The following is a 17,427-nucleotide window of genomic DNA, read 5'->3' as shown; positions in this document are numbered from 1 at the left end:
GCGTAGGGATGGGGCAGGTCCCTCGCAGGGGTTCGGGATCGGGAGCGTTTCGGGATGGCGTTGCGGGATGTTCTGACGGCCCTCCTGGTCGTGACCCTGCTCGGCCTCAATTTCGTGGCGATCAAGGTCGGGCTCGAGACGCTGCCGCCCCTGCTGCTCACGGCGCTCCGCTTCCTGCTCGCCGCCGTTCCGGGCGTCCTGCTGGTGCGGCCGCCGCGGGCGCCGGCCCGCACCGTCGTTGCCTTCGGATTCTCCCTCGGCGTCGTCCAGTTCGGCCTGCTCTTCCTCGCGATCGCCATCGGGATGCCGGCGGGCCTGTCCTCCCTGATCATCCAGGTCCAGGTCTTCTTCACGATCGGCCTCGCCTTCGCGGTGTTCGGCGAGCGGCCGACCGCGCTGCAGATCGTCGGAGCCCTCGTCGCGGCGCTCGGCGTCGGGATCATCGGGGTGTGGAAGGCGCAGCACGCGCTCCTCACGCCGCTCCTCCTCGTGCTCGGCGCGGCGCTCGCCTGGGCGACCGCCAACATCATCGTGAAGGCCGCCGGCCGCATCGACATGCTCGCCCTGATGGTCTGGGGCAGCCTCGCGGCGAGCCCGCCCCTCGTCGCCCTGTCGCTCGTCTTCGAGGGGCCGGCCGCCATCGCGGGCGGCTTGGCCCGCGCCGACGCGCGGACCCTTGCGGCGATCCTGTTCATCGCCTACCCGACCACGATCCTCGCCTTCGCCCTCTGGAACCGGCTCCTCAGCCGCTATCCGGCCGCGACGGTGACGCCCTTCGCCCTGCTGGTGCCGGTGGTCGGCATCTCCAGCACGAGCCTCCTCCTCGGCGAGCCGTTCGGCCCGGTCGAGGCGGCCGGCGCCGCCCTGATCCTGCTGGGGATCGCGATCAACGTTCTGGGTGCCCGAAAGCAGCGGCGCGCTCATCCCGCGAAGGATCGCGCGCGCCTCATCCCGGCACCGCCGCGAGCCCCCGCGCGCCCTGAGCGCCCGGTAGGCGGCGAGCGCCGCTTCGAGGTCGCGCCGCAGCCGCCGCTCGTCCGCGAGCTCGCCGATCCCGTAGCGCAGGCCGAGAATATGGGCTGCCTCGTAGCCGTCGGAGAGCGCGCTGCCGCCGCCGAGGCGGATCTCCCGGACCGGCAGGCGCCCGGTGAAATCCGCGAGCACCCGCCGCAGCCGCTCGCCCGAGGCGCGCAAGGCCGCCGGTGCGCCGGCCCCGTGCTCTCGCAGAGCCGCGACCGTGCCCTGGACGAGGGCGAGATGCACGGAATCGGCATCCGCCGGGAACAGGTAGACGAGGTAGTAGCCGCGGGTCGGACTCGTGGTGACGGCCGGATCGAGCGCCGCGATCCAGGGCACGGCGGCCCAGCGCGGGCCGCGCCCGGCGCTGCCCCGCACGACAAGCCCCGCCTCCGGCCCGAGGGCGCGGCGCAACTCGTCCGGGGCGCCCTTGCGGATGACGGCGCCCAGGGGATGGTTCGCCGCCGGGTCGAGCCGCGCCTCCGGGTATTCCGCGACGATCCGCGCGAGGGCGTGGCCGAGGCTCACCGGCGCCGCGTCACGGCTGCGCCAGCACGCCCCCGCTGATCGCCTCGCGCACGCCCGTGGTCGACGGGAAGGTGATGGGCAGCCCCTTCAGGGAGCGCACCGCAAGATGGGCGAAGGCCTGCGCCTCGAGATAGGCCGAGGACCAGCCGATCGCGTCGGCGGTCGTGATCTCGGTGCGCAGATGGTAGTGCAGGAGGCGCACCAACTCGCCGTTGCGGGCGCCGCCGCCGGCCACGATCCAGCGGGTCGGGACCTCCGGGGCGTGGTCCAGCGCGCGCGCCACCGCCCGAGCGGTGAAGGCGGTGAGCGTCGCCGCCCCGTCCTCGGTCGAGAGCTGGCCGGCGAGCTTGTGCGAGAACCAGTTCCGGTCGAGCGATTTCGGGGGCTTCCTCACGAAGAACGGGTGCATCAGGAGCCAGGCGAGGAGCGACTCGTCCGGCCGGCCGCGAGCGGCGGTGCGGCCGCCGTCGTCGAGGTTCTTATTCTCGCGCTCCTGCATCCACTCGTCGATGAGCGCGTTGCCGGGCCCGGTGTCGAAGGCGATGATACCGCCCTTCGCGTCGATCAGGGTCGCGTTCGCCACGCCGCCGATGTTGAGGATGCCGAAGGGCCCTTCGAAACCCGAAGCCTCGGCGAGCGCCTTGTGGAAGATCGGGACGAGCGGCGCCCCCTGCCCACCCGCCTCGATGTCGGCGCGTCGCAGGTCCGAGACGACCGGAATGCCGAGCCGGCGCGCCAGCGCCTGCCCGTCGCCGATCTGGATGCTGATGCGGTGGTCGGGCCGGTGGATCACGGTCTGCCCGTGGAAGCCGATGACGTCGATGTCGGCGGTCGAGAGACCGTTCTCCGCGAGGAATTGCTCCACCGCCTCGGCATGAGCCCGCGTGACGAAAGCTTCCGCCTCCGGCAGGCAGCCCGGGCGGTCCTCCGGTGCCACCACGCTCTCCGCATCCTTGGTGGCGGCGCGCAGGAGCGCCTTCTCCTCATCGGCGTAGCCGCGGTAGCCCGTCGGGCCGAGCGGCTCCAGGAAGTTGTTGTGGCCCTTGACGACGTTGACCCGTTCGCCGTCCGTCTCGATGAGCGCGACGTCGACGCCGTCGAGGGAGGTGCCGCTCATCAGCCCGATCGCGCGCATCATCGCCATGCCGTCCCGCCCCCGTGCCTTTCCCGGGCCGCCCTGCTAAGAGCGCGGCCATCCGTGCCGAAGCGCAGGAGCTAGCACGCGGGCCGCGATCCTGTCCCGCCCGCGACGCCTCGCACCCGGTACCCATCGAGATCCGACCGCGCCATGACCACCGCCCCCGACGAATTCAGCCCGAAATCCGACTTCCTGCGGATCCTCACCGAGCGCGGCTACATCCACCAGGCCTCGGACCTCGCCGGCATCGATGCGGCGGCCCGGGAGGGGCGGCTCACGACCTATGTGGGATACGATTGCACGGCGGCCTCGCTCCATGTCGGCCACCTGCTCTCGATCATGATGCTGCACTGGCTGCAGGCCACCGGCGGCAGGCCGATCGCGCTGATGGGCGGGGGCACCACCCGCGTCGGCGACCCCTCGGGGCGCGACGAGGCCCGCAAGATCCTGACGCTGGAGCAGATCGAGGAGAACAAGGAAGGCATCAAGAAGACCTTCTCGCGCTTCCTCAGCTTCGGCGAGGACGGCAACGGCGCCCGCATGGTGGACAACGCGGAGTGGCTGACGAAGCTCAACTACATCGAGATGCTGCGCGATATCGGGCGGCACTTCTCGGTCAACCGCATGATGTCGATGGACAGCGTGCGGATGCGGCTGGAGCGCGACCAGGAACTCTCGTTCCTGGAGTTCAACTACATGATCCTCCAGTCCTACGATTTCGTGGAGCTGAACCGCCGCTACGGCTGCATCCTGCAGATGGGCGGCTCGGACCAGTGGGGCAACATCGTCAACGGCATCGACCTCGGCCGCCGGCTCGGTACGCCGCAGCTCTACGGGCTGACCTGCCCGCTGCTGACGACGGCGTCGGGCGCCAAGATGGGCAAGACCGCCGCCGGCGCCGTCTGGCTCGATGCCGGGTTTCTCTCGCCCTACGATTACTGGCAGTTCTGGCGGAACACCGAGGATGCCGACGTCGCCCGCTTCCTCAAGCTCTTCACCCTCCTGCCGATGGACGAGATTGCGCGGCTCTCCGCGCTCGCCGGCGCCGAGATCAACGAGGCCAAGAAGGTGCTCGCCACCGAGGCGACCGCCCTCATGCACGGGCGCGAGGCGGCGGACGCCGCGGCCGAGACCGCGCGCAAGACCTTCGTGGAGGGCAGCCTCGCCGCCGATCTGCCGACCGTCGCCGTCTCGCGGGATCTCCTCGCGGCCGGCCTCGGCGTCCTCACCGCCTTCGGGCCGGAGCACGCCAAGCTCGTGCCCTCGACGAGCGAGGCCCGCCGCCAGATCAAGAATGGCGGCCTGCGGGTGAACGACGTCGCCGTCACCGACGAGCGCGCGGTGCTGCGCGAGAGCGACCTCACGGGCGACGGCGTGATCAAGCTCTCGTTCGGGCGGAAGAAGCACGTCCTGCTGCGGGTGGGCTGAGCGCCTTAGCGCTCCATCGGCGCGGCCTGGACGCCGTCCGCGAAGGCGTCGGGCCCGCCGCCGGCGCTGAAGAGCTTGCGCAGGAAGCCCGGCGCCACCGCCGAGAGGGGGTTCACGCTCACGTCGGGCGCGCCGAGCTTGCCGGCCACGCGAAAATTCACCGCGAACAGCCCCTCGTTGTGGCCGCCCGCGAGCAGTGGGCCGAACAGGGGCACCTGCGCCACCACGTTGTTGAGCCCGTAGAGCGGCACGAAGGTGCCGTTGATGTCGGTGCGCTCGCGTCCCGTGTCGAGGTAGCCGCTGAGCGTGAAGCCCATCGCCGCGTTTGAGATCGCCGCGTCCGTGAAATCGACCCGGCTGCCGGTGCGCACGAAGTTCGCCCGCATCCTGTCGAAGGTGACCTCGCTGCCCTGGCCCTGCACGACGCGGCGGCGCCCGCGGGTATCCGTGACCTCGCTGCTCGCCGGTCCCTGCGCCATGATGCTCGACAGGGCCGGCTCGTTGCGCAGGGCGAAGTTGCGGACGTTGACCGCTCCGGCCTGCGGACCGTCATTCATCGACACGTTGAGGAGGAGGCGGCCGCCATACATCCGGCGGTAGATGTCGACGAAGCGCAGCGTCGCGCCCGCATCGGCCGAATCGACGTTGAGCACCGGTGCTCCGCGCTCGCCGCGGGCGATGTTGGCGGTGAAGGGCGCCGAGCGGAAGCGGCCCTGGAAGCTCGCCTGCCGCACCTCACGCCCGCGAAGCGAGAGCTTGAGGCTCGCGTTCGTCAGCGCCTCCTCGTTGAACCCCGTCAGGATGTTGAGGGCGAGATCAGCCTCGATCTCCTTCGGGCTCGCATCCTTCGGCGTCTTGGTATCGGGCCCCGTCAGCGAGCGCAGGAAGGGCCGCGCGTCGGCGACCGCTCCCTTCACGCTGAGGCGGTAGCCACCCCCGCCGCGCTCGACGCTGACGCGCATCTCGTCGCCGGGCGAGAGCTTGAGTGTCGTGAAGTCCGCCCGCTCGATCCCGCCATCCGCGCTCAAGGTCGCGGTGCCGCGGGCGCTCGCCGGGGCCGCGTCGAGGACGATGTCCCGCAGGTCGGTCGGGCGCTCCGGCCCATTGTCGATCAGGTTGAAGGACAGGCGCCCGGGCTTGCCGGCGGGCTTCACGAAGCCCGGCACCAGTCCGTCGATACCGGCGCGTGAGAGGTCGGCCTCGACCCGAACCGGGCTCTTGCCGGGCCCCGTCCGGCCGAGCGGCACCACTGCCCGGACGGCGATCGGCCCGGTGAGCTGGGGCGCGCCCGGCAGCCCCTTGCGCACCCGCAGGGCCTCGTCGAGGGTCAGGCTCACCAGGACCTCGCCGACGCCGCCGGCCTTCGGCTGGCGCAGATCGACGGTGATGGGCGACCCGACGATGCGGCCGTCGCCCTTGAGGGAGAAGCCGCCGCGATCGTAGCCCACCGCGAACTTGCCGTTCTCCAGCTTCTCCTTGCCGAACACCTTGTCGACCGTGAGATCGGTGAGCGTCCCGCTCAGGGTCACAGGCAGGTCGACGAGGTCGGGCAGGTGCTTGAGGTTCAGCGGGAAGTCGACGCGCAGATCGGCGTTGCCGCGCACCGTCGCCGGGTCGAGGTCGGAATTGGTGAGGCTCCGGAACATCTTGGTCTGGAGGAGGGCCGCCAGCGCGTCGGCGCCGCCGCCGAGGTGGAAGCCGATCTGCGCCACCACCTTGTCCGGCGTGATCTCGGGGATCACGAAGCTCCCGTCCGTGATGGCGAGGCTGCGCCCGTCGCTCACACGGATGTCGGCGGTGACGCCGCGGATCGTGGTTGTGCGACCCGTGATCACGCCGCTGACCCGGCCCTTCGTCAGGGGCGGCGCGTCCGCCGAGACGTTGAGCGTGGCGTCCGAGACGCCGAAGGCGATCCGCACCGCGTTGTCGGGCATCGGGTCGCCCTTGGTGGCTGCGGCGAGTTCGGCCGCGGACATGTCCACCGTGATGTCCACGCTGTCGACCCGGCCGCCCCTCAGCTCGTCCGACAGGTAATTGCGGGTCGGGGGCGCGATATGCTCCGGCCACAGCCGCAGGGCGGTGCGTACGTCTGCGTTCGAGGCCGTCACATGCAGCGTCAGCCCGTCGTCGTCTCCGCTCGTGCCGATCGTGCCCGTGATTCGGCCGCCAAAGGTCTCGCCCGCCATCGCGAGGTCGTCGATCGCGATGCCGCCGGACCGGCCCGAGAGGCGGGCGTCGAGGGTTGCGATCCGCACGGGCTTGTCGGCGGCGCTCGCGCCGCGCAGCACGGCGTCGCGGCCGGACACGGTCGCCGTCCAGGCCGTGTCGGCGCCGGGCGGGCTCTCGGTCCAGGCGCCGGTGAGACGCACGGCGTTGCCGGCGCCCGCATAGTCGAGCGCGTCGAGCTTCAGCGCGCGGTTCGCCTCGTCCCAGCTGGCGCTCGCCTGCAGGGTCTCGATCGTGACCGGGTTGAAATCCTTCTCTTCGATCAGGAAGCTGCCGTCGCTGGTGCGCAGGGTCGCCTTCATGGCCTCGATGCGGCCCCCGTCGAGGGCGACGTCGGCCTTGGCCGAGAGCTTCAGGTCGGTGGTGATCGGCAGGCGCGACTGGCCCGAGAGCAGCAGCAGGTCCGTCACCGGGAGATCGTCGAGGGTGATGATGCCGGTGCGCTTCGTGCCGCCCGCCTCACGCAGGTTGCCGCCGAAGCGCCACTCGCCGTGCGGCCCGTCGATGCGCAGTTCGAAGATGCGCGCCTCCTGCGCGGCGTCGCGGCCGAACAGGCCGTTGACGCGCTCGAAGACCGCGCGCTCGCGGGCATCGTCGTCGACGAGGGTGAGGCGGGCATTGGTGATGCGCGCCCGGTCGAGGGCGCCGACGATCCCGGCGGAATCGAGCACCACGCCGAAGATCGAGGCGACCGCCGCCGAGATCGGCGACACCGTGCCGCGGGCCGGGTCGACGCTCGGCAGCGTGTGGGGCTTGGCCTCGCCAGGATGGGCGGGCTCCGAGGCCGCGAAGGCGATCGAGCCGTCCCGGTGGACGAGCGCCGTCATCTGCAGGTCCCGAAACTCGATTGAGCGCGGCTGCACCGCCAGACGCATCAGGCTCCAGGTGTCGAGGCTGACGACGGCGAGCGGCGCCCGCACGACCAGCGCGCCCTGCGGGTTGCGGATGTCGAGGCCGGCGACGCGCAGTGCCAGCGAACGCTCGCTGTCGAGCTCGAGCGCCGAGTCGCGCAGGGTGATGGTCCAGCCGGGCCCGATCCGGTCGGCGATCGCGGAGGCGACCTGGGAGGAGAGGCCGTCGATCCGCAAGGGGCCGTAGGTCAGACGCAGCAGGGCGACGCCGATTCCGAGGCCGAGGACGAAGACGAGGGAGAGCGCGGTGAGGAGGCACACGCCGCCCCAGCCACGGGCCGGCGGCTTCGGTCGAAGTCCCTGGGCCGTATCCTCAACCATTCGAACCTTGACCGCTGGATCGGCTTGCCCGCTCGGCCTAGAGATCGAGGGACATCCGTGTTTCGTGGCCGCCTCTTCGGCGTCTCGCGGATGGCGTTCCCCACCGGACACCCATAATCGGCCGAAAGGAAGGCACGATGGCCCTCGAAACCGGCAATCCCGCCCCCGATTTCACTCTGCCGGGCGCCGGCGGCGAGGACATTCGCCTCCAAGACCTCAAAGGTCACAAGATCGTGCTCTACTTCTATCCGAAGGACGACACGAGCGGGTGCACCCTTGAGGCGCAGGGCTTCAACGCGTTGCTCGACGCGTTCGCGGCGGCAGACACGCGGGTGATCGGGGTCTCGCCGGATCCGGTGAAGAGCCACGACCGGTTTCGGGCGAAATACGGCCTGACCTTCTCGATCGCTTCGGACGAGACCAAGACCATGCTCGAAGCCTACGGCGTCTGGGTCGAGAAGAGCATGTACGGCCGCAAATACATGGGCGTCGAGCGCACCACGATGCTCCTCGACCGCGAGGGCCGCATCAGCCGGATCTGGCCGAAGGTGAAGGTGCCCGGCCACGCCGACGCGGTGCTGCAGGCGGCTCGCGATCTCGGTTGAGGCCGGGCGCTCGCTCACCGGGCGGGTAGGTTCCTTCTCTCAGACCTTCGCGGTTCGTTAACCTTGATCCCCGCTTAATTCCGGCTCGTCTCACGGGTCGGTCCCGATGCCATTCCCCTTCCGGGCCACGACGCCGACGCCCCTGCGTGCCGGGCATCTCGCGCTCGGCATCGCGCTCCTCCTCGCGACGCTCTGGGCCGCGGGTGCCACCTACGTCCTCGTCTTCCACGACGAGGTTCTCGCCCGCTTCGTCGCGCGCCAGGCCGCGATGCAGGCCGCCTACGAGGCGCGCATCACCGACCTCCAGGCAAGTCTCGACCGGAGCACGACCCAGCGCAGCCTCGACCGCGACGGGGTCGAGGCACGCCTCTCCGCCCTCGTCGAGCGCCAAGCCGGCCTCGAGCGTCGTCAGGCGGCGATCGCCGACCTCGTCGGTGTCGCCGGGTCGGAGTCGGGCGCTGACCCGTCGCCGATTGGCGCATTGCCGGAGCCGGTTTCACCGGGGCTCGAACTGCGTACCGGCGAGGGACCACCCGGCCGACGATCCGCCCGCGAGACGGGGTCGCGGCTGGCCGCCGTGGAGCGCGCCCTCGACAGGTTCGGGCAGGTCCAGGCGCTGAGTCTCGGGCGCCTCGCGGCGCGGGCCGGGCGCGGCACCGAGCGCCTGCGCAGCCTCGTCGCCCGGACCGGTCTCGATCCGAACCGGTTCGACCAGCCCAAGCCGGGCCTCGGCGGGCCCCTCGTTCCCGTGAGCGGCGATCCCTTCGCCCTGGCGCTCGCACAGGCCCAGCGAGCGCGGGGCGATGAGGAGCGCCTGCGCCGGGTTGCGGCGGATCTGCCGCTTCGACGCCCGATCCTTGGGGAATTCAGCCTGTCGAGCGGCTTCGGCACGCGTCTCGACCCGTTCACGCGCGGGCTGGCGCTCCACACCGGACTCGACCTGAAGGCGGAGTACGGGGAACCCGCCCGCGCGACCGCGCCGGGGCGGGTCACCGCCGCCGAGACGGCCGGCGGCTACGGCAACATGGTCGAGATCGACCACGGGCATGGCGTCGTCACCCGCTACGCCCATCTGGCGCGGCTCGCGGTCAGCCCCGGTCAGTGGGTCCGGGCCGGCGACATCGTCGGCCGGGTCGGCTCGACCGGCCGCTCGACGGGCAGCCACCTGCATTACGAGACACGGATCGACGGGGAGCCCGTCGATCCGCAGCGTTTCCTCAGGGCCGGCGCCGCCCTCGACGCGTGGCAGTTCAGCGGTCGCTGAACCGTCAGTCGATGTCCTCCACGGCTTCGGCGCCGCCGTAGACGCGCTGGGCCAGGGAGGATTCCATGAACGGATCGAGCTCGCCGTCGAGCACGTCGTCGGGACTCGTCGATTGTGTGCCGGTGCGCAGATCCTTCACGAGCTGGTAGGGCTGCAGCACGTAGCTCCGGATCTGGTGGCCCCAGCCGATATCCGTCTTGGCGGCGGCCTCGGCGTTGGCCTTCTCCTCCCGCTTCTTCAATTCGGCCTCGTAGAGGCGCGCGCGCAGCATGTTCCAGGCGGTGGCCCGGTTCTTGTGCTGCGAGCGCTCCTGCTGACAGGCCACCACGATACCGGTCGGGATGTGCGTGATGCGCACCGCCGAGTCGGTGGTGTTCACGTGCTGGCCGCCGGCACCGGACGAGCGGTAGGTGTCGATCCGGCAATCAGATTCCTTGATCTCGATCTCGATCCGGTCGTCGATGACCGGGTAGACCCAGACGCTGGCGAAGCTGGTGTGGCGCCGTGCGCTCGAATCGTAGGGCGAGATCCGCACGAGGCGGTGCACGCCGGACTCGGTCTTGAGCCAGCCGTAGGCGTTGTGGCCCTTGATCAGGAGCGTGGCGCCCTTGATGCCGGCCTCCTCGCCGTCGGACCACTCGACGATCTCGACCTTGTACTTCCGGCGCTCCGCCCAGCGGGCGTACATGCGCTGGAGCATGTTGGCCCAGTCCTGGCTCTCAGTGCCGCCAGCGCCCGAATGGACTTCGAGATAGGTGTCGAAGCCGTCGGCCTCGCCCGAGAGCAGGCTCTCGATCTGGCGCCGCGCGGCCTCGGCCTCGACGGCGCGGACCGCCCGCTCCCCCTCCTCGATCGTGGCCTGATCGTCCTCGGCCTCGCCGAGCTCGATCAGGGTATGGGCGTCATCGAGATCCTGCTCCAGCCGTTTGATGGAGGAGACGGCCTCGTCGAGTTGGGTGCGGTCGCGCATCACCTTCTGCGCGGCCTCGGCATCGTTCCAGAGTTCCGGGTCCTCGGACGCCGCGTTCAGTTCGGCGAGGCGTTTCTCGACGGTATCCCAGTCAAAGATGCCTCCTCAGCAGTCCGATCGACTGCTTGGCGGCATCCGAGGCTTGCTCGATCTCGGCGCGCATCTAGGGGTTCACTCGTGGTGCGGATGGTGGAGGGGCCTGATACCGGCCCGGCGGCGCCCTGTAAACGGCGCCGGCCCCGCGGACGCGCCCCCTCTGGAACCTGCTCGCGGCCACGCGTTGATAGGCAGGTTTGCAATCGGAAGTGAGCGCGTGCGCGATGGCGAAGTCGGAGGACGACGACAAGACCTGGGCGGAGTTCAACGAGGCCGTGAACATGACGCCGGCCGCACTCCGCAAGCACCTCGACAGCGAGGAGAGTCAGGCGGTCGGGCAGAAGACGGACGGCGGCGAATCGACCGGCCACAAGGAGGGCCGGCGCATCCTGGCGATCAAGGACAAGAGGAAGACCGACCTCAGCGAAGACGATTACGCACACATGCGCAAGGTCGTCTCCTACGTCCATCGCCATCTCGCCCAAGGAGGCAAGGCGCGGCAGGACCCGGACTCACCCTGGCGGATGTCCCTGATGAACTGGGGTCACGACCCGCTGAAGACGTGATCGCTCCGGATCGGGCCGAGGGCGCTCAGCGCGCCACGAGCGGCGGCACGGGCGCCGGTACGAGGACGAAGACGCGGGGGTGGCGGCGTCCGCCGAGGCGCCCCTCGCTGTCGCTGTCGTTGTAGTAGGCGTTGCCGGTCAGGCCGAAGCCGCCGCCGTTCATCACGTGCGGCACCGGCACGGCCGGCACCGCCAGCAGATCCGGGCGCCACGGGGGCGGGATCGGCCGCCCCGTGTCCGGGTCGGGCTGGAGCACCGTCGGGCCCTCGCCACCCATGTAATAGGACGGCACGCCCTGCGCGGCCGCATTCAGCGGGAGCGCGAGGGGCAGGCCGAGGAGGCACGCGGCGATGAGAGGGCGGAAGATCGTCACGCAGGGTCTCCAACACGGGTGCCGGGGCCGGCTCGCGGCCCCGGAGCCGACGAGCCTAGCCCGATCTGCCTTGTTCGTCCGCTCCGGCTCGGCCTTCAGCCCTTCGAGCGCAGGACCACCTGCGGCTCGCGGGCGACGGGGTCGCACTTCGTGTCGAAGGCGTTGAGCACGAGCGGCCGCGAATCGCAGACGTAGCCGACCTCGGGACCCGGCGCGGGCACCGGATCGCGGGCGATGATCGGATTTGGCGCACAGGCGCCGGCGGCGCCGGTGAGCAGGAGGGCGGCGAGCAGGTTCAGGCGGCGCATGCAACCCTCGGAACGCGGGCATCGAGACAATCGCCCCGAGCCTTGCGGGCGGGGAGGCCGCCTGACAAGCGCCGATGACCGTACGGCTCCGCTTTGCCGCCGCCTGTCGCCCCGCCGCAACATCCAGCAGGCGGGAGGAGGGTCCGGTCAGACGGCCTTGGCCATCGGCACCACGTTGTGCAGCGTGCGGTCCGAGGTCTCGAGGAAGCGCCGAACGTTGCGCGCGGCCTGCCGGATCCGCTGCTCGTTCTCGACGAGGGCGATGCGCACGTACTCGTCGCCGTGCTCGCCGAAGCCGATGCCCGGCGCCACCGCGGTGTCCGCCTTCTCGACGAGGAGCTTCGAGAATTCGAGGCTGCCGAGTTCCTTGAACCGGTCGGGAATCGGCACCCAGGCGAACATCGAGGCGGAGGGCGCGGGGATCTTCCAGCCGGCCTTGGCGAAGGATTCGACCATCACGTCGCGGCGCTTCTTGTAGATCGCGCGCATCTCCGCGATGCAGGAATCCGGGCCGTTGATCGCGGCGGTCGCCGCCACTTGGATCGGCGTGAAGGCCCCGTAATCGAGGTAGGATTTCACGCGGGTGAGCGCGGCGAGCAGGCGCTCGTTACCCACCGCGAAGCCCATCCGCCAGCCCGCCATCGAGTAGGTCTTCGAGAGCGAGGTGAACTCGACCGTGCAGTCGATCGCGCCCGGCACCTGCAGCACCGAGGGCGGCGGCTCGCCGTCGAAGTAGACTTCCGCGTAGGCGAGATCCGACAGGATGATGATTTCGTGGCGCTTCGCGAAGGCGACGAGGTCGCGGTAGAAGTCGAGGGACGCGACGTAGGCCGTCGGGTTCGACGGATAGCAGACGACGAGGGCCACCGGCTTCGGGATCGAGTGCTGCATCGCCTTCTCGACCGCCGGGAAGAAGGCCGGCGTCGGCTCGGCCGGCACGGAGCGGATCACGCCGCCCGCCATCAGGAAGCCGAAGGCGTGGATCGGATAGCTCGGGTTCGGCACCAGAACCACGTCGCCGGGCGCCGTGATGGCCTGCGCCATATTGGCGAAGCCCTCCTTCGAGCCGAGCGTGGCGACGACCTGCGTGTCGGGGTTCAGCGTCACGCCGAAGCGGCGCTGGTAATAGCCCGCCTGGGCCCGGCGGAGGCCGGCAATGCCCTTCGAGGCCGAGTAGCGGTCCGTCCGAGGGCGCCCGGCCGTCTCGACGAGCTTGGCGATGACGTGGCGCGGGGCGTCGAGGTCGGGATTGCCCATGCCGAGATCGACGATGTCGGCGCCGTTGGCGCGGGCGGCGGCCTTGATCCGGTTCACCTGCTCGAAGACGTAGGGCGGCAGTCTTTTGATGCGGTGGAAGTCGGTCATGGTCTTCGCGTTGTCCATCGGCGCGATCCCGTGATTCGCGCGTGCGGGGTCATCGAACAGCGGGATCGGCCTGTCTAGCACCTCGCGGGGCGTCCGCCGACCCTGAAAATCTCACTCCGAACCGGTGCCCTTGCCGGCACCCTCTCCGGCACCGTGGCCGCCGCTCGTGCCGGTGCCCCGGGCGGCGCCCTGCGCGGCCCGTCCGCGGGCCTCGTTGCGGTTGCGCGCGCCTTCCAACTCGGCCTCCAGCGCCTTCTGGCTCTCGGCCGACTTCGCCCGCACTGGCCGCACCGGCGCCGAGATGCCGACGGGCAGGTAATCCCCGCTCGTGCGCGACTGGGCCACGAAGTCGGGCGCCGGCACCGGCTTGGGCTCGGCCGCGGCGAGCCGCAGCGGACTCGTGTCGGCCGAGCAGGCCGCTGTCAGCGCCGCGCCGGCGACAGCGATGGCGCGCAGGACGTGTCGGGCTGAGTCCATGAATTTTCTGTAGCGCTAAACAGAACCGGCGGGCTGGCGAAAGTTCGAGGTGAAGCGTTAATTTGTCGGAAACGAGGCCCCGGGACAGTTGCGGCGGGCGAGCGTGCGGCGGGGCCCGGAACCCGCGGCGACAGGGAGAGAGAAGCGCGTGACGGAGCACAAGACGCCGGCACAGATGCCCGACTTCGAGGCGCTGTCGCGCAATGCGAGCCTGTTCGTCGAGGAATTCGGCCGCACCGCCGCCACCTACTTCAAGCCCCTCGACGGAGAGGGCGCGAAGGCGGGCGGCTCCGACGAAGTCGGCGACGTGGTCAAAACGCTCGGCACGGTGGCCGAGAAGTGGCTGTCCGATCCGCAGAAGACGCTCGAGGCCCAGACGGCGCTGAGCGAGGCCTTCATCAATCTCTGGGGCACGACGTGGTTTCGGATGCAGGGCAAGAACCCGCCGCCCATCGCCGTGCCCGAGCCGAGGGACAACCGCTTCGCGCACGCGGAATGGTCCACGAACCCGGTCTTCGACTTCCTGAAGCAGAGCTACCTCATCACCTCGCGCTGGGCGGAGGGGCTCGTCGAGCGGGCCGAGGGGATCGACGAGCACACCCGGCACAAGGCGCAATTCTACCTCCGCCAGATCACCGGCGCCCTCTCGCCCTCGAATTTCGTGATGACGAACCCGGAGCTGATCCGGCACACGCTGGAGGAGAGCGGCGCCAACCTCGTCCGCGGCCTCAAGATGCTCGCGGAGGACATCGAGGCGGGCAAGGGCGAGTTGCGCGTGCGGCAGACCGATCCGTCGGGCTTCGAGGTCGGCGTGAACGTCGCCGTGACCCCGGGCGAGGTCGTGTTCCGCAACGACCTGATGGAGCTGATTCAGTACGCGCCGCAGACCGAGACCGTGCTGAAGCGCCCGTTCCTGATCGTGCCGCCCTGGATCAACAAGTTCTACATCCTCGATCTCAACCCGCAGAAGAGCCTCATCAACTGGATGGTCTCGCAGGGCCTCACGGTGTTCTGCATCTCCTGGGTGAACCCGGACGAGCGGCACGCCGACAAGGATTTCGAGAGCTACATGCGGGAGGGCATCGAGGCGGCGATCGACGCGATCGGCGTCGCCACCGGCGAGACCGAGGTCGCGGCGGCGGGCTACTGCGTCGGCGGCACGCTGCTCGCCGTCACGCTCGCCACGCAGGCGGCGACCGGCAACCGGCGCATCCGCAGCGCGACGCTTCTCACGACCCAGGTGGACTTCACCCACGCGGGCGACCTGAAGGTCTTCGCCGACGAGGCCCAGATCCAGGGCATCGAGGCGCGCATGAAGCAGCGCGGCTACCTAGACGGCTCGCGCATGGCCAACGCCTTCAACATGCTGCGGCCGAACGACCTGATCTGGTCCTACGTCGTTAACAACTACGTGAAGGGCAAGGCGCCGATGGCCTTCGACCTTCTCTACTGGAATGCCGACGCCACCCGCATGCCGGCGGCCAACCATTCCTTCTACCTGCGCAACTGCTATCTGGAGAACAACCTCTCCAAGGGGACGATGGTGCTCGGCAACGTGCGGCTCGACCTGAAGAAGGTGAAGATCCCGATCTTCAACCTCGCCACGCGGGAGGACCACATCGCGCCTGCGCGCTCGGTCTTCGAGGGGTCCGCCCGGTTCGGCGGCAAGGTCGATTACGTCCTGGCGGGCTCGGGCCACATCGCGGGCGTGGTCAACCCGCCCGCGAAACCGAAATACGGCTACTGGACGGGTGGCCCCGCCAAGGGGCGGCTGGAGGATTGGATCGAGGCCGCGACCGAGAACAAGGGCTCGTGGTGGCCCTACTGGTTCGAATGGCTGGAGAAGCAGGCGCCGGAGCGTGTTCCAGCCCGCAAGCCCGGCGGCGACGCCCTGCCCTCGCTGGGACCGGCGCCCGGCACTTACGTCCGCATGAAGGCGTGAGCGGGCGGGCGCCGGTATTCGCCGCTGGTGGAGCGGGCTGAGAGGGGCGGGAAGCCCCGTCTCCGGAATGGGCCGGCCATTCCCGCATCAATCCGGGCCTGCCGGATCCTGATGCCTCGACCGGAATGGATCGAGCGCGGCTCATCTCCCCCGAACGGAAGAGCTGAGCCGCGTTTCTCGTCGTCAGTACTTGCGCACCAGCGGCGCCGGGGCGATCGGCGCGGCCGGCTCGCCGAAGACGTAGCGAATGCCGACCGACACGATGTCGGCGCTGCCTTCCGCGAGGCCCGCGAAGGTGATCGGGATCGCTGGCGCGGCGATGTAGCGGCTGTCGTAGTCGCGGCCCGGCCCGGCGAGGAGACGGCCGCGATCGACGAAGAGGTGCGAGTAGGCCGCGTTGAGCGTCAGCTTCTCGCTCCAGCGGTAGCTCGCGCCGACCGCGAGGTTGATGCGATCGGCATCGGGGAGGCGGGCCGAGCGGTTCGAGAAGTCGATCGGCGATTGCTCGTAGGACACGCCGGCCCGGACCGTGAGCGCCGGCGACCACTCGTACTCGGCGCCGACCGAGTAGGTGAACCCGTCCTTATAGTTGAGCGGCAGGGCTTGGACGGCCGCGCCGGTCACGATCGACGTCACCGGGATCACCCCGAGCCTCGACCAATTGTCCCACTCGAAGCCGAAATTCACCCGCGCGACCGGGCTCAGCGCCTGCGTGATGCCGAAGCTGACCTTGTCGGGCGTGTCGAGGATCGCCTTCACCGCGGTCTTCGGCGCGATCAGCGGGTTGATCGGCGGCAGCAGCAGCAGACCCTCGATGCCGTGATTGACCGAGGAGCGGTAGCCGACGCCGACCTGCGTGCCGGCCCAGGGCGTGACGAGCACGCCGGCCGTGAAGCCGACGCCCCAGGACTCCCCCTTCAGGATCGCGGTCGGCAGGTTTGCCGGCGGGATCAGCGGGCTGAAGGGAAAGGCCGATTTCAGGTTGAGCTTGAAGTACTCGAAGGTCGGGCCGGCGGCGACCGAGAGCCACTCGTTGACCTTGTAGCCGATCACCGGGTTGATGTTCAGCGAGAAGATGCGGCTGGAGCGGGCGTAGACCTCGCCGGCCCAGACCGGGTTCGGCTTGGTGACGAGGCCGAAGGGCGCGCCGGTTTGCAGGCCGACCCAGAGACGGTCGTTCAGCTGGTAGGAGGTGGCGCCGGACGGCACGACCGCGCCCTGGCCGATCTCGCCCGAATTGCCGAGGGCCGCGAAGCCCGGGGAGGTGCCCGGCTGCGTGCGGATGTCGCCCGACAGGTTGATGAAGGTGAAGTTCTGCTCGCTGACCCAGCCGGGACGCATCGTCACCGTGGCCGGGTTCCAGAACATCGACGAGACGCCGCCGGCGCCGGAGGCGGCGCCCGCATCGGCGAGACCTGCGGCAATCGTGCTCTGTTCGCGGATGCCGAAGGCACCCGCCATCGCGTCACTCACCCCGAGGGCGAGCACCGCCCCCGATACCCCCGCCAGAGCGAGCGCGCGCAGATTCCCCTTCATGGTCGTCCCAGCCTTGTTTGCGACGCTCGATTGTCCCGTCGCCACAACGGGCACGACGCCTTAAAACCAAGATTGCCCTGCTCGGCGAGACTTAGCAATCCCACGCTGCGTGCGATAACGAACACGCGAAAATCTTGCGAATACAGATGAGAACCGAATATATCGCTCTCCGCCGAACATCAGGCCCGCGCCATTCAGATTCGTTCACATCTAAACCTTCTGCACGATTGTGCTGGCGACTCGTCCGAAAACGGCGGCTTCGGCGTTTTTGTGCAAGCCGTGTGTGCTTTGCGCAACAAGGGGACGGCGGCGATCCGATGACGGTCGCTTGACCGGCGCCGGATGGGACCCACTTG

General features: G+C 69.8%; 13 protein-coding genes and 2 pseudogenes. 6 read left to right on the top strand and 9 right to left on the bottom strand.

Annotated elements, in window-relative coordinates:
* Positions 1 to 54: 54 nt before the first annotated feature.
* Positions 55 to 882, top strand: a pseudogene (locus DK389_RS19065) (EamA family transporter); the annotation flags it as partial.
* Between the two features lie 84 nt (positions 883 to 966).
* On the opposite strand, the pseudogene DK389_RS19060 reads toward DK389_RS19065, so the two are convergent.
* Positions 967 to 1,545 (bottom strand): annotated as a pseudogene (locus DK389_RS19060) (DUF3578 domain-containing protein); the annotation flags it as partial.
* Positions 1,546 to 1,555: 10 nt separating this feature from the next.
* Positions 1,556 to 2,689 (bottom strand): anhydro-N-acetylmuramic acid kinase, encoded by a 1,134-nt coding sequence (locus tag DK389_RS19055; protein ID WP_109891877.1) that lies wholly within the window; start codon positions 2,687 to 2,689, stop codon positions 1,556 to 1,558.
* 144 nt (positions 2,690 to 2,833) lie between these two features.
* Here DK389_RS19055 and tyrS point away from each other — a divergent pair, with 144 nt between their 5' ends.
* Positions 2,834 to 4,111, top strand: a complete 1,278-nt coding sequence (gene tyrS, locus DK389_RS19050) for a tyrosine--tRNA ligase (RefSeq protein ID WP_109891875.1) — start codon at positions 2,834 to 2,836, stop codon at positions 4,109 to 4,111.
* Between the two features lie 5 nt (positions 4,112 to 4,116).
* Here the strand turns inward: tyrS and DK389_RS19045 are convergent, their stop codons facing one another.
* Positions 4,117 to 7,569: a YhdP family protein gene (locus DK389_RS19045; RefSeq protein WP_109891873.1), complete on the bottom strand. Its 3,453-nt coding sequence runs from the start codon at positions 7,567 to 7,569 to the stop codon at positions 4,117 to 4,119.
* A gap of 137 nt (positions 7,570 to 7,706) precedes the next feature.
* On the opposite strand from DK389_RS19045, the gene DK389_RS19040 reads away from it, so the two are divergent.
* Complete coding sequence (locus DK389_RS19040) at positions 7,707 to 8,174, top strand: peroxiredoxin (RefSeq protein ID WP_109891871.1); 468 nt, start codon at positions 7,707 to 7,709, stop codon at positions 8,172 to 8,174.
* Between the two features lie 106 nt (positions 8,175 to 8,280).
* Positions 8,281 to 9,438 carry a M23 family metallopeptidase gene (locus tag DK389_RS19035; protein WP_109891869.1) on the top strand — a complete coding sequence of 386 codons (1,158 nt, stop codon included), beginning with the start codon at positions 8,281 to 8,283 and terminating at the stop codon, positions 9,436 to 9,438.
* 4 nt (positions 9,439 to 9,442) lie between these two features.
* Here the strand turns inward: DK389_RS19035 and prfB are convergent.
* Positions 9,443 to 10,571, bottom strand: a protein-coding gene (gene prfB, locus DK389_RS19030; RefSeq protein ID WP_109891867.1) for a peptide chain release factor 2 whose coding sequence is annotated in 2 segments (ribosomal slippage) — positions 9,443 to 10,501 and positions 10,503 to 10,571 — 1,128 coding nt in all. Because the reading frame shifts where the segments join, the coding sequence is not laid out codon by codon here.
* A 157-nt stretch (positions 10,572 to 10,728) separates the two neighbouring features.
* On the opposite strand from prfB, the gene DK389_RS19025 reads away from it, so the two are divergent.
* Entirely contained in the window at positions 10,729 to 11,070 is a 342-nt protein-coding gene (locus tag DK389_RS19025; RefSeq protein WP_109891865.1) for a DUF3140 domain-containing protein, read from the top strand.
* 25 nt (positions 11,071 to 11,095) lie between these two features.
* On the opposite strand, the gene DK389_RS19020 is transcribed toward DK389_RS19025, so the two are convergent.
* The 4 genes from DK389_RS19020 to DK389_RS19005 all read right to left on the bottom strand — a co-directional run bounded on the left by DK389_RS19020 (position 11,096) and on the right by DK389_RS19005 (position 13,593).
* On the bottom strand, positions 11,096 to 11,443 hold the full coding sequence (locus DK389_RS19020) for a hypothetical protein (protein WP_109891863.1): 348 nt from the start codon (positions 11,441 to 11,443) through the stop codon (positions 11,096 to 11,098).
* A gap of 95 nt (positions 11,444 to 11,538) precedes the next feature.
* Positions 11,539 to 11,751, bottom strand: coding sequence for a hypothetical protein (locus DK389_RS19015; protein ID WP_109891861.1), 213 nt, complete (start codon positions 11,749 to 11,751; stop codon positions 11,539 to 11,541).
* A gap of 147 nt (positions 11,752 to 11,898) precedes the next feature.
* Positions 11,899 to 13,116: an LL-diaminopimelate aminotransferase gene (locus DK389_RS19010; protein ID WP_109896584.1), complete on the bottom strand. Its 1,218-nt coding sequence runs from the start codon at positions 13,114 to 13,116 to the stop codon at positions 11,899 to 11,901.
* 111 nt (positions 13,117 to 13,227) lie between these two features.
* The gene (locus DK389_RS19005; RefSeq protein ID WP_236960173.1) at positions 13,228 to 13,593 is read right to left on the bottom strand and encodes a hypothetical protein; all 366 of its coding nucleotides are present in this window, start codon (positions 13,591 to 13,593) and stop codon (positions 13,228 to 13,230) included.
* Between the two features lie 175 nt (positions 13,594 to 13,768).
* Here DK389_RS19005 and DK389_RS19000 point away from each other — a divergent pair, with 175 nt between their 5' ends.
* The gene (locus DK389_RS19000) at positions 13,769 to 15,535 is read left to right on the top strand and encodes a PHA/PHB synthase family protein (RefSeq protein ID WP_109896582.1); all 1,767 of its coding nucleotides are present in this window, start codon (positions 13,769 to 13,771) and stop codon (positions 15,533 to 15,535) included.
* Between the two features lie 183 nt (positions 15,536 to 15,718).
* On the opposite strand, the gene DK389_RS18995 is transcribed toward DK389_RS19000, so the two are convergent.
* Complete coding sequence (locus DK389_RS18995) at positions 15,719 to 17,071, bottom strand: OmpP1/FadL family transporter (protein ID WP_109891859.1); 1,353 nt, start codon at positions 17,069 to 17,071, stop codon at positions 15,719 to 15,721.
* Positions 17,072 to 17,427: the final 356 nt, after the last annotated feature.

It is taken from the genome of Methylobacterium durans (assembly GCF_003173715.1).
Taxonomy (GTDB): Bacteria; Pseudomonadota; Alphaproteobacteria; order Rhizobiales; family Beijerinckiaceae; genus Methylobacterium; species Methylobacterium durans.
The sequence above is the reverse complement of the archived record's forward strand: the minus strand, read 5'-3'. Positions and strand labels throughout refer to the sequence as shown.

Bases quoted from the DNA above. Each gene is read 5' to 3' on its own strand.
- DK389_RS19000 (WP_109896582.1), top strand. From the start codon at position 13,769: ATGCCCGACTTCGAGGCGCTGTCGCGCAATGCGAGCCTGTTCGTCGAG.
- DK389_RS19055 (WP_109891877.1), bottom strand. From the start codon at position 2,689: ATGGCGATGATGCGCGCGATCGGGCTGATGAGCGGCACCTCCCTCGAC.
- DK389_RS19025 (WP_109891865.1), top strand. From the start codon at position 10,729: ATGGCGAAGTCGGAGGACGACGACAAGACCTGGGCGGAGTTCAACGAG.
- DK389_RS19005 (WP_236960173.1), bottom strand. From the start codon at position 13,593: ATGGACTCAGCCCGACACGTCCTGCGCGCCATCGCTGTCGCCGGCGCG.
- tyrS (WP_109891875.1), top strand. From the start codon at position 2,834: ATGACCACCGCCCCCGACGAATTCAGCCCGAAATCCGACTTCCTGCGG.
- DK389_RS19010 (WP_109896584.1), bottom strand. From the start codon at position 13,116: ATGACCGACTTCCACCGCATCAAAAGACTGCCGCCCTACGTCTTCGAG.
- DK389_RS19040 (WP_109891871.1), top strand. From the start codon at position 7,707: ATGGCCCTCGAAACCGGCAATCCCGCCCCCGATTTCACTCTGCCGGGC.
- DK389_RS19035 (WP_109891869.1), top strand. From the start codon at position 8,281: ATGCCATTCCCCTTCCGGGCCACGACGCCGACGCCCCTGCGTGCCGGG.
- DK389_RS18995 (WP_109891859.1), bottom strand. From the start codon at position 17,071: ATGAAGGGGAATCTGCGCGCGCTCGCTCTGGCGGGGGTATCGGGGGCG.
- DK389_RS19045 (WP_109891873.1), bottom strand. From the start codon at position 7,569: ATGGTTGAGGATACGGCCCAGGGACTTCGACCGAAGCCGCCGGCCCGT.
- DK389_RS19015 (WP_109891861.1), bottom strand. From the start codon at position 11,751: ATGCGCCGCCTGAACCTGCTCGCCGCCCTCCTGCTCACCGGCGCCGCC.